Raw genomic sequence first — 11,802 nt, 5'->3', positions numbered from 1 at the left:
CCCGGTTGGGGTGGACCGGGCTGGGGTGGACCGGGCTGGGGATACTGGGGTCGTCCCTGGCATAAAGGACATCACCATCATCGTCAATGGTGGTAGTGTTCTGGAAAAATCCAAAAATTAAGTTTTGCCAATCCAATCTTGTAAAATTGGATTTACCAGTTCAGGAGCTTCATCTTGGGGGCAATGTCCCACTCCTTCCAGGGGAATAAATTTTTGTACTTGGGGAAAATTGGCTAACTCCCTACCCAAATCTATTGGTTCCCAAGGGTCAGCCGTTCCCCATAAAATAATTGCTGGACAGGGTAGTACAGGTAATAGGTCTTCTGGTAATGGTCCGGTAGAATAAGCTGTAAATGCTAGAAAAACAGCCGCAGCACCAGGATCACCTGCTGGTTTCATTAGCATCTCTACTAACTCATCTGTCACTGTCTCCCCATTGGCATAAGCTTGTAAAAGAATCTTTTTTACTGTTTTTGGTTTAGCTAGTTGACTAAAAAAGAAGTTACCAACAACTTCAATTGATAAAAACTTTTGTAAAATTGGCGCACCAACTCGTTTAGTCCAAGGTAAAGTTAGCCGTTTGCGATCGTGTAACAACCTGAGAGAACAATTCAGCAAAGCAGTTCCTAAAGCTATATCTGGGTTACTGACCGCAGCTTGCATAGCTACAATACAACCAATAGAATTTCCTACTAAAAATGCAGGTTCTCCCACTACTTCCCGACAAAAATCAGCTACTTGCTGTCCCCAGGTTTCCAATGTATAGGTTATTTTCTCTCCTGGTTCTGGTTTAGCTGAAGCACCAAAACCAATCAAATCAAGGGCATAAACCCGACAACTTTCTGCTAAAACTGGTATATTTTTGCGCCAGTGTCCGCAAGATGCTCCAAAGCCATGCACCAAAATCACAGCAGGTCCTTGAGTGCCTTGGGTTTGATAACAGATGGGGAAGCCTTGCCAAAGCCAGGTTTTGATGGAGGTAAATACATCTGTAGAAGTTGTCATGGGCAGTTTATAATTCATAATTCATAATTCATTTTCAGGATAGCAGTCTTCTCAACTCCTCATATCCTGACTAGGTAGTGAGGTTAATTAACAGCTTTCCATGACAATGGTTGTTGCATAAAAAAACTATACATGGTTAAGTTTAGATATAATAATGACTCATTGTTTGTTTTCCTAAGTGGAGAAACTAATGGGTCGCGCCAAAAAGGTTGTCTTAGCATATTCTGGTGGAGTAGATACTTCTGTTTGCATCCCCTACCTTAAAGAAGAATGGGGAGTTGAAGAGGTAATCACCCTAGCAGCAGATTTAGGTCAGGGAGATGAATTAGAACCAGTACGAGAAAAAGCTTTAAAATCTGGTGCAAGTGAATCTCTAGTAGCGGATGTCAAAGATAGCTTTGTCCAAGATTACGCATTTCCCGCAATTCAAGCCAATGCACTCTATGAAAATCGTTATCCTTTAGGAACTGCATTAGCTAGACCTTTGATTGCTAAGGTATTAGTAGAAACAGCCGAAAAATATGGTGCGGATGCGATCGCTCACGGTTGTACTGGTAAAGGTAATGATCAAGTACGTTTTGATGTTTCCTGTACAGCACTAAACCCCAACTTAAAAATTCTTGCACCTGCCAGAGAATGGGGAATGAGTCGGGAAGAAACTATTGCTTATGGTGAGCAGTTTGGTATTCCTGCACCCGTAAAAAAATCCTCTCCCTTCAGTATTGACAAAAATTTACTTGGTCGCAGTATCGAAGCTGGTACTTTGGAAGATCCAGCTAACGAACCCCCAGAAGAAATTTATGAAATGACTAAAGCCATAGCTGATACTCCCAATGAACCGGAATATCTGGAAATTGGCTTTGAAAAAGGCATTCCCACCACCATCAACGGTACATCAAAAACACCAGTTCAGCTAATTCAAGAACTCAATACCATCGTTGGCAATCACGGTATTGGGCGTATTGACATGATTGAAAACCGCCTAGTAGGCATTAAATCACGGGAAATTTACGAATCACCAGCAATGGTGGTGTTAATTAATGCCCATCGTGATTTAGAAAGCCTGACTTTAACAGCAGATGTTACTCAATACAAACGGGGTATTGAAGAAACCTATACCAAATTAGTATACAACGGACTTTGGTACAGTCCACTTAAAGCCGCTGTTGATGCTTTTATTCAACAAACACAGGAAAAAGTTTCGGGTGTTGTGCGGTTAAAACTGTTTAAAGGTAACGCCACCATAGTAGGACGTTGGAGCGATAACACCCTTTATACTCCCGACTTAGCCACCTACGGAGCAGAAGATCAATTTGATCACAAAGCCGCAGAAGGCTTTATTTACGTCTGGGGACTACCAACCCGCATTTGGGCGCAGTCTTAAGTGACTGGGGACTGGGGACTGGGGAAGAAGCAGGGGAGCAGGGAGCAGGGAGCAGGGGGAAAATTATTTGTATTTTCCCAATTACCAATTACCAATCACCAATCACCAATCACCTATTCCCCCAAATGCTTAACTTGGCGTGATTCCCACCAAATAGGTATAACAATCACAGCAACTAGAATAAGTAACGCCAAAATTGCAAATTGACTTACCCAAGCTACTAATTGTTCTAGGGAAACAATTCTGCCGGCAAAGAAAGCTAAAGTCACCATGACACCAGCCCAGGCAGAAGCTCCTGCTAAGTTATATACCAGGAATTTACCAAAAGACATTTCGGCAATACCCGCAAGTGGAGCCGCAAAAATTCTCAATAATGCGAAAAAACGACCAAAAAATACGGCTTTAGCAGCATTTTCACTAAATTGATCTTTAATACTCAGCAGTCGGGTTTCAGATATGCGGAATATCTTTCCCACTTGTAACAGGAACGGCCAACCACCAACCCTACCAATCCAATAGCCGAAAGTACCGCCTATTACAGCACCTGTAACAGCATCACCCAGAACCAGCCAGTAATTAAGCTCATCACTACCAGCTAGGAAACCGCCCACTAAAGTCACGGTTTCACCAGGAAGAGGAATGCCCAAATTCTCTAGCAAAATTCCCAAAAAAATAGCCCAATAACCGTAAGATTGAGCAAATTCTTGGATGTTTTCTAGTGAAAATAGCTCAAAAGACATCCAGCACCGCCGACTTTACAAATTTTTACTTTTACTATATTTTGGCTTGTCTGGAGTTAGGCTGTCAAATAATTGGTAATTGATTATTGACGTTGATAATGACAAAAACCTGATCATTGCTTTTCACCATTCGGTTTTTTCAATTCCTTCTACTTATAATTTCAGGTTAATTTCTTGTAATAACAATTGTTTTCTTCCCTATTTCCTGCACGTAAATATATGATAACTATAGAAATAGACATGATATTATGTACATTTTTGAAATGTAATTATTAAAAAGTTATAAAAATACACACAAATTATAAGAAAATAATAACAGTTAAATTGGCTACCGAAATCTACAGTCATTTATGACTATATTGGAAATATCTATCAAATTTTATACTCTCGTTTGTCATGATTCCTGTAGCAGTTCCATAGATATCGACTATAATTGCATTAAGTCCTATCTGACTAAAAAAACAGTATTTACACTGTTGACACTCAATCTTGATTGATATAATTTCCATTTTCTGAACATTTCAACTGCCCTGTTCAACTACCCAGTTAAATTCATGACTCTTACACAAGAACGCCAAGTGATTTTGTTCAAACCCCAAGGAAGCATAGACTTACAGGTTGGTAAGGCCTTGAGTGAAAAGATGGCTGGAGTAAAACCTCAACCTGATCAACTCTGGGTTATCGATCTCGCAGAAGTTGAATTCATGGATAGCTCTGGTTTAGTTCCCCTAGTTCAAGCACTGAAAGCTGTACGCGAAAGCGGTTGTCGCTTAGTTCTTTGCAACGTGCAAGCTCCTGTAAGATTAGTATTGGAACTTACTCACCTAGATTCAGTGTTTGAGATAGTTAACAATTGCGAAGATATATTTTCTCATCTCAATAAGCAAAGTCTGGTGACAGTAGGCTAAATTCTCGGCTTTTCTGAGGGAAAATAGCCAATTTAAGAATATTTTTTCGCTTGTCATATTGACAGAACATTACTGGATATAATCACCCTTTAAATTCTCGCTCTAGCAAGCTGAACCTCTATTGCATCTGCAAAATATTACCAGGTTGACTAGAGGTTTGGCCGCTAGGCGATACAAATTGATAAAACCTGAGAAAAATTGAAGATACAGCAGGAGTCAGGAGTCAGGAGTCAGGAGTCAGAAAAAAGATAAATAGGGGATGTTGAATAAACGTAAAACCTAGAAAATTAAGGATTTCAAGGAGTCAGGAGTTCAAGGATATCAAGGAGTTTTTTGTATTTTCAAACGAGGTAAAAACCAACAAAGTACAAGGCTTTCCTACTCATAGCTTCCAAAACCTTGCACATATTTTATTTGTTATCACCCTCAAACTCTTTATTCATCCAGGTTTTGAGTTTATTCAGCAACCCGTAGGTACTGTGAGCCTAAAAAAGCTGCCACTTTGTTAGTGTTGGGAAAATTTCCAAATCAAAGAAACTCCTTAAATAACTTTTTCAGCAACCCTAATTAAAAATTATCCCTTCAGCCTAGTCCGAAGAGCAATTAATTTTAGCAATAAACTACTTGCTTTAAAAAGATAATTAATCAGACAATTAATCTGAATATAAATTTCTACATTACCATATCCGTCTAAACATTTTGCGGAGTAGATATATTTTCCTGTCCAGATATAGGACTAGAAAAATTTGGTAAATCAATACCACTATGACTTGAGTGGCGAGTTTTGAGTGCTAACCGATAACTTACACTTTGTAGTTCAGCTTGTAATTGCCGATTTTCTCTTTGTAACATTGCCACTTTCTCTCTGACTGGAGTCATTCTTTCCTCAAACTTACGACGGTAAATTTGTGGTAATTCTTGTACTACTTGCTCTAACATCCGACTGCGATCAGTCAATTCTTGAACTGACTGTCGTAATTGGTAAATTTCCGAGTCACGAGAGGCAATTTGCTCTTGGTAGAAGGTTACTTGCTCTTCCACCGCTTGGAGTTGTTCTTTTAAAGCATCTAACTGACTCAAATCATACTCAGGTTCAGCTTTTTGCGGAATAAAGCTAGTATTACCCTTAACCAGCCGGAACAGTTCTTGAGATAGCTGTTGCACTAATTGGTCTCTTAGTTGCAACTCTTGACGCAACTGCGATACTTCAGTAGAAAGTGCTTGGATTTCGGGTGTGTTAGATTGGCTCACAGCGATTTATCTCTTAGGAATAACTGCGACAATATTAACTTTGGTAAGTGCTAGGGACAGCAATAAAATATTTTTCAAATATTTTTTAAATATTTTTAAATATTTCAGGACTTACGCAAAAGGAAACGAAAGTAGGGGTAATTCATGAATTACCCCTACGCAAGAATAAGGTTTTCAGTCACATCTTGCGTAAGTCCTATATTTATTATAGTGTCCTTTCCTATACTCTATATGTATGAAAAAAACACTTACCTCATGATTTGATTCAAAACATATCGCAATTAGGAGCAATTGACAACTGTTAGAATACGTAAATTTTTCTAAATGGGAGGAATCCCCGAAGAATTCCTCACTCAGCACTTTTTAAGCAGCTACAGTTTCTTTAGCTGACTTGTCTTCTTTTATTTCCTGCTTGATTGTTAAGTAGCGAATTACTTCTTCGCTCAATCTCATAGCACGTTCAAAAGGAGCGATCGCACCTGCTGGGGCTGTGTAGTTAAATTGGATGTAGATGCCGTCACGATGCCTGTTGATTTCATAAGCCAGACGACGCTTACCCCGATTTTGGATTTCCAGATTCTCAGCACCCTGTTCAGTTAACAAGTTCTGGTATTTAGTAACCGCTTGTTCTACCTGCTCATCTCCCAAATCAGGGCGGAGAATGTACATTGTCTCGTAAACTGTGGTCATATATTTTTAGTCACCTTATGGACAAAAAAGGCTGCTGACATAGATTTATACAAGTAAAACAGATGAGTTACTGGTCAAAATCAACATCGGAAGCAACAAGGAATTATAATCTTACCAGTTTTCGATGAAAATCATCAGCCTCATCCGCCGAAATTTGCATCTCTAAGGATATTAATCAAAGTTATGGCGCAACGCTATGTGCGAGTTAAGAGTCAAGAAGGAAAAATTTACTATGGTTTGCTGCAATTATCCCTAAACGTGGAAGTTTTGGACGCTCCACCTTGGTTAGAAGGGCAACCCACTGATTTAATTTTAGAACCGGACAAATACAGACTCCTAGCTCCCTGTTCACCTTCTAAAATTGTAGCCGTAGGTAAGAATTATGCTGATCATGCAGCAGAAATGGGAACTTCCGTACCCGATGAACCGCTGATTTTCTTCAAACCACCCACCACAGTGATCGCCTCAGAAATGGAAATCAAATATCCTCCACAGTCACAACGGGTAGACTATGAAGGCGAGTTAGCGTTAGTGATAGGCGATCGCACCTCTGACTGTACACCAGAGGCAGCCCAAAGCAAAATTTGGGGTTACACCATTGCCAATGATGTCACAGCCAGAGATTTACAAAAAAAAGATGCCCAGTGGACAAGAGCCAAAGGTTTTGATACATTTTGCCCTTTAGGTCCTTGGATTGTGCGAGAATTGAACCCAGGAGCGAGATTACAAACCTTTTTGAATGATCAACCTCATCCCGTCCAATCTGCCTGTATTGATCAAATGGTATTTTCCCCAGATCATTTAGTGTCCTATATCAGTCAAGTAATGACACTATTACCAGGGGATGTGGTGCTAACAGGTACACCCTTTGGCGTAGGACCATTAAATATAGGCGATCGCGTCCGTGTGGAAATCGAAGGTATTGGCCGCCTGGAAAACATAGTTATCCGACGATAATTATTGTTTGAGATTTTGGGAACAGCTGATCTTCAAAACTGTTAATCCAAAATCCAAAATCCAAAATCTAAAATTGGTATTTAACCTAACGCACCTGCATATAAACAGCATCAGAAATGGCTGGTATTTCTGCATAACGGCCATTTAAAGACTGGAATACAGAATAGACAACAGATGCCACTATACCTAAAAAGATAGTATTGGCTAAAGTTTCAATTGCAAAGCCAGCACCAGGGATAGGAGTTAAAATTCGCAGCAGTATGGAAACCAAAAATATCACAATATCTAAAAGAATTGCCTGCATGGCGTTGTACCGAATAAAATGGTTGATTTTCTCATTTCTCACCACAAAGATGAACAGTCCAAAAAACACAACTATTTGGCCTATCGGACCCAAGGCATTATAAACTGCTTGAACTGGTAAAACAGGCAACAACAGCACTTCTAAGAATGGAAACTGTCTCAACAAAAAGCTACCAAAGATTAAACTGTCAATCAAAGGCAGTAAATAAGGCAAACAAGCAAAAATTCGATCAGGAACAGTAGTAGATCCGCGCCAATTCATGGTCAATTCTCCTATGGCTAAATTTTTATAGCTATTTGAGCGTTATGATAACGCAGTTGCTTGATATTGCTGATAAATTAGATTATTTTATTAGATTATTTTATTAGATTATTTTATATTGGCGAGTCGGAAACCCATCATACACTCAAACTGCTCTGCTTGCTGTTCTGTAAATTGGCGAATAGCTTGACCACAACGCAGCTTACCCTCATACCAACGGGGTTTACCGCTATTGTTAGCAAGCCAACAAGATTGGCAAACTTGCTCAGGGGCAAAGATTTGATCATCCGTTACAATAACTAACATCGCAATACCTCCATCGCTCCTTTTGGCATCAAGGTACAATCGCAAAAAATAGCAAATTTTTGCTCACTGCATCTAGTTTGATTGTATATTATATATTTTGGATATTAATTGTTCTTAGTCAAAATTAATACGAATATTTTTCTAGTTAATTATAGGTAAAATCCCACAGATGAAATTTACAAACCCTTGGTTGATACATGAAAATATTGACCCTGAAACGAGACGCAAGCCCCAGGCTTTTAGACATGGGGATAAGTCGATAGCGACTTTAGTCGCATTAAAGCGATTGATTGGCTTTAGCCACATTCAAAATTGTATAGAATAATTCATCCAATCTGTATTAAAACTTCATGCTATTATACAGGACAATATCGAAAATCAGAAAAATGTCTAATTATGGATGCCAACAACACTTAATCAATCCTGATGAAAATTTAGCTGCTATTCTGGAATTTTTGTGTGGAGAATCAGCTAAACTTGCTAATTGCGGAACTTATTACGCAAGACAATTGTATTTTAAAACTGGCAGGATACCTGGAAAATACGATTTGCATAAATTATTTAAAAGCAACGTCCATTTTCAAGCAATGTATTCACACGTTGCTCAACAATGTTTAACTACAGTTGCAGAATCTTTTAATTCATTCATCGGATTACTTAAAGGAATTAAAGAAGGAACAGTTGAGCAACGCCCTAAGCTCCCTGGGTATCGGAAAGGTGGACTAGCTTTAGTTACTTATCCAAAAGCAGATGTAAAACTCCAAGAAGGGCTTTTAAGGTTTCCTCTTGGCACTAAAGTAAAAACGTGGTTTGGATTAGATGCTTTTTACTTGCCAATGCCGTCAAATATCGAGTTTAAAAGCATTAAAGAATTGAGGATTTTACCGAGAAACAAGTGTTTTTACATCGAATATGTGTACAAGCAGCCTGATGTTGCGGTTGCTCTAGATAAGTCTAGAGCATTAGGGATAGACCACGGCATAAATAATTGGTTAACTTGCATTTCTAATATTGGAACAAGTTTTATTATTGATGGAAAGCATTTAAAATCAATGAATCAATGGTACAACAAACGGATTGCTACCATTAAAGAAAATAAAACTCAAGGATTCTGGAATGAGAAATTAGCCCACATCACTGAAAAACGCAATCGTCAAGCCAGGGATGCCGTTAATAAAGCTGCAAGATTGGTAATTAATCATTGCTTAACTAACAACATTGGCACAATTGTATTTGGGTGGAATAAAAAACAAAAAGATAACACTGATATGGGAAAACTTAATAATCAAAAGTTTGTTCAAATTCCATCAGCTAAATTAAAAAAACGTATTGAGCAATTATGCAACCAATATAAAATTCAATTTGTAGAAACAGAGGAATCATATACTTCAAAAGCTTCATTTTTAGATGGTGATGTGCTACCTACATTTTGTGCAAAACCGGAAGGGTGGCAATCATCAGGAAAGCGTGTGAATCGTGGATTATTCAGAACAGCAAAAAATATTTTATTAAATGCTGATGCTAACGGAGCAGCTAATATTTTAGTTAAAGTAGCGATAAAACTAGGTCTAGACCTCAGTGGAATCAGTAGGGTGTCTTTGATAGCACCGTTGAAGGTTCGTTTGTGGACTATTCAAGAATCCCCCGGCTTTTAGCCGTGGGGAGTATCAATTCCTTTAGCTTAAATAATGAAGTCAAAATTCAAAGGCAATTAAAATAACAGTTATAACGCTGTTATTACAGTGCTGCACTGCCAACAAAACCTTCAGTTTTACCAGTTTATCAAAGGATAATTCCCGTGAACAAAACCAACTCAGACATTCTCAAATCATCAGATCCTGCTGTTAACGACTTAATCAACCAAGAACTACAACGGCAACGTGATCACCTAGAATTGATAGCTAGTGAAAATTTTACTTCCGCTGCTGTACTAGCGGCGCAAGGTTCTGTCTTAACCAACAAATACGCCGAAGGTTTACCAGGTAAACGCTACTATGGTGGTTGTGAATTTGTTGACAAAATTGAACAAATAGCCATTGACAGAGCTAAACAATTATTTGGTGCTGCTCATGCTAACGTTCAACCCCATTCTGGCGCACAAGCCAACTTTGCTGTATTCCTTACTTTGCTAGAACCAGGGGATAAAATTATGGGCATGGACCTATCACACGGTGGACACCTAACCCACGGTTCACCAGTGAATGTTTCCGGCAAATGGTTCCAAGTGCGTCACTATGGAGTTAGCAAAGAGACAGAACAGCTTGATTATGATCAAATTCGGGATTTAGCAATTAAAGAACGTCCAAAGCTGTTAATTTGCGGTTATTCAGCCTATCCCCGGATCATAGACTTTGAAAAATTCCGCAGTATTGCAGATGAAGTTGGCGCTTACCTGCTTGCGGATATTGCTCACATTGCTGGGTTAGTAGCTACAGGGCATCATCCTAACCCCCTTCCCTATTGTGATGTAGTGACAACAACCACCCATAAAACCTTACGTGGACCTAGAGGCGGATTGATTTTAACTCGTGATGAAGAACTTGGGAAAAAGTTTGATAAATCAGTATTTCCTGGTACTCAAGGTGGACCATTAGAACACGTCATAGCAGGTAAAGCTGTAGCCTTTGGGGAAGCATTGAAACCTGAGTTTACAACTTATTCTGGTCACGTGATTGAAAATGCTCGTGCTTTAGCTACCCAACTGCAAAATAGAGGTTTAAAATTAGTATCAGATGGTACAGATAATCATTTAATGCTAGTAGATTTACGTTCTGTGGGTATGACAGGTAAAAAAGCAGATAGGTTAGTGAGTGAGGTAAATATCACCGCTAACAAAAATACAGTGCCTTTTGATCCAGAATCACCATTTGTTACCAGTGGATTGAGATTAGGTTCACCAGCCATGACCACAAGAGGTTTAGGAGTGGCAGAATTTACAGAAATTGGTAATATTATTAGCGATCGCCTACTTTCCCCAGATTCTAAAACAGTAGCAGAAGATTGCCGTCGTCGAGTCGCAGCATTGTGCGATCGCTTTCCCCTGTATCCTCACCTAGAAATTCCCGTACCAGTTCTAGCTTAAAAAGCATTCATGCACCAACCAGAAGCAGCCCTAATCGCAACTGCTTTAGCTGGTGCAGTCTTGGGATGACTAGGCTACAACGTCAATACCGCTCCAACCTTTAGGGTGATAGAGGATCTTAATTGTATCGGCTAGTAACTAGACATCTCCAAAATAGAATGTATTAATTTGTCATAAGTTGTAGGTGTCATAAGTTGTAGGGGCGAAGCTTATGGGCGATAATTTAACGGAAAAATCAGACATCTAGATATCCCAAATGCTTCGACCTGCCCCCATAAATAGGTTCCATAATTTCTTTTCTGGAGATGTCTACTGTAAATTCAATACTTTTCACTCAACTAATAAGATATAAATCATGTAGGTTGGGTTGAGGAACGAAACCCAACTTTTACAAGCGTTTGTTGGGTTTCACTTTGTTCAACACAACCTACAAAAACTCTTAACCAAACAGTATTGACTGTAAATTACCCTAGATTACTGATGGACATAGCCATTTACACCATAGACTGTTAAGAGCTTGTCCTAAGTTGACAATTTACTAGACAAACCTATACAAGTACATACAAAACTACAAGTATTTGACGTATACATGGAATAAGTTGACTAAAAAATTAGGCAAAATGTGTCAGAATTAAATAATAAAGTATAGTGTTGACATCAGCAAATGCTTTTATCCATCAAAACACAACTCAAGTTAAATAAAACTCAAGAAATATTAATGGCTAAACACGCTGGTATAGCAAGGTTTACCTATAATTGGGGTTTAGGGACTTGGGCTTATTTGTACAAAGATGGATTAAAGCCAAACAAATACATCCTCAAAAAATTCTTTAATAATCATGTAAAACCTGAATTGGCATGGATTAAAGAAAAAGGTATTTGTCAGAAAATCACTCAATACGCCTTTGATAGTT

General features: G+C 38.8%; 12 protein-coding genes. 6 read left to right on the top strand and 6 right to left on the bottom strand.

What is annotated here, in order from left to right:
• Positions 1 to 117: 117 nt before the first annotated feature.
• Complete coding sequence (locus H5968_RS23415; RefSeq protein WP_187041857.1) at positions 118 to 1,005, bottom strand: alpha/beta fold hydrolase; 888 nt, start codon at positions 1,003 to 1,005, stop codon at positions 118 to 120.
• Between the two features lie 190 nt (positions 1,006 to 1,195).
• Between H5968_RS23415 and H5968_RS23410 the strand changes: the two genes are divergently transcribed.
• Positions 1,196 to 2,389, top strand: coding sequence for an argininosuccinate synthase (locus tag H5968_RS23410; protein WP_187041856.1), 1,194 nt, complete (start codon positions 1,196 to 1,198; stop codon positions 2,387 to 2,389).
• A gap of 113 nt (positions 2,390 to 2,502) precedes the next feature.
• On the opposite strand, the gene H5968_RS23405 is transcribed toward H5968_RS23410, so the two are convergent.
• Complete coding sequence (locus H5968_RS23405) at positions 2,503 to 3,129, bottom strand: DedA family protein (protein WP_187041855.1); 627 nt, start codon at positions 3,127 to 3,129, stop codon at positions 2,503 to 2,505.
• Between the two features lie 554 nt (positions 3,130 to 3,683).
• On the opposite strand from H5968_RS23405, the gene H5968_RS23400 reads away from it, so the two are divergent.
• Positions 3,684 to 4,037 (top strand): STAS domain-containing protein, encoded by a 354-nt coding sequence (locus tag H5968_RS23400; RefSeq protein WP_187041854.1) that lies wholly within the window; start codon positions 3,684 to 3,686, stop codon positions 4,035 to 4,037.
• Positions 4,038 to 4,727: 690 nt separating this feature from the next.
• Here H5968_RS23400 and H5968_RS23395 read toward each other — a convergent pair.
• Positions 4,728 to 5,288 carry an Npun_F5560 family protein gene (locus H5968_RS23395; RefSeq protein ID WP_096569387.1) on the bottom strand — a complete coding sequence of 187 codons (561 nt, stop codon included), beginning with the start codon at positions 5,286 to 5,288 and terminating at the stop codon, positions 4,728 to 4,730.
• A gap of 363 nt (positions 5,289 to 5,651) precedes the next feature.
• Positions 5,652 to 5,978, bottom strand: a complete 327-nt coding sequence (gene rpsF / locus H5968_RS23390; protein WP_096569384.1) for a 30S ribosomal protein S6 — start codon at positions 5,976 to 5,978, stop codon at positions 5,652 to 5,654.
• Positions 5,979 to 6,161: 183 nt separating this feature from the next.
• On the opposite strand from rpsF, the gene H5968_RS23385 reads away from it, so the two are divergent.
• Positions 6,162 to 6,935 (top strand): fumarylacetoacetate hydrolase family protein, encoded by a 774-nt coding sequence (locus H5968_RS23385; RefSeq protein ID WP_187041853.1) that lies wholly within the window; start codon positions 6,162 to 6,164, stop codon positions 6,933 to 6,935.
• Positions 6,936 to 7,020: 85 nt separating this feature from the next.
• Here H5968_RS23385 and H5968_RS23380 read toward each other — a convergent pair whose 3' ends face one another.
• The gene (locus H5968_RS23380; protein ID WP_187041852.1) at positions 7,021 to 7,500 is read right to left on the bottom strand and encodes a Tic20 family protein; all 480 of its coding nucleotides are present in this window, start codon (positions 7,498 to 7,500) and stop codon (positions 7,021 to 7,023) included.
• A gap of 108 nt (positions 7,501 to 7,608) precedes the next feature.
• Entirely contained in the window at positions 7,609 to 7,806 is a 198-nt protein-coding gene (locus H5968_RS23375; RefSeq protein ID WP_096569375.1) for a hypothetical protein, read from the bottom strand.
• A gap of 386 nt (positions 7,807 to 8,192) precedes the next feature.
• On the opposite strand from H5968_RS23375, the gene H5968_RS23370 reads away from it, so the two are divergent.
• The 3 genes from H5968_RS23370 to H5968_RS23360 all read left to right on the top strand — a co-directional run.
• Positions 8,193 to 9,461 (top strand): RNA-guided endonuclease TnpB family protein, encoded by a 1,269-nt coding sequence (locus tag H5968_RS23370; RefSeq protein ID WP_187041851.1) that lies wholly within the window; start codon positions 8,193 to 8,195, stop codon positions 9,459 to 9,461.
• Between the two features lie 143 nt (positions 9,462 to 9,604).
• Positions 9,605 to 10,888: a serine hydroxymethyltransferase gene (gene glyA, locus H5968_RS23365; RefSeq protein ID WP_187041850.1), complete on the top strand. Its 1,284-nt coding sequence runs from the start codon at positions 9,605 to 9,607 to the stop codon at positions 10,886 to 10,888.
• Between the two features lie 664 nt (positions 10,889 to 11,552).
• Positions 11,553 to 11,802: helix-turn-helix domain-containing protein (locus H5968_RS23360; RefSeq protein ID WP_187041849.1), on the top strand; the 250-nt coding region annotated here is incomplete at its 3' end.

Source organism: Sphaerospermopsis sp. LEGE 00249 (assembly GCF_014299995.1).
Classification (GTDB): domain Bacteria; phylum Cyanobacteriota; class Cyanobacteriia; order Cyanobacteriales; family Nostocaceae; genus Sphaerospermopsis; species Sphaerospermopsis kisseleviana.
The sequence above is the reverse complement of the archived record's forward strand: the minus strand, read 5'-3'. Positions and strand labels throughout refer to the sequence as shown.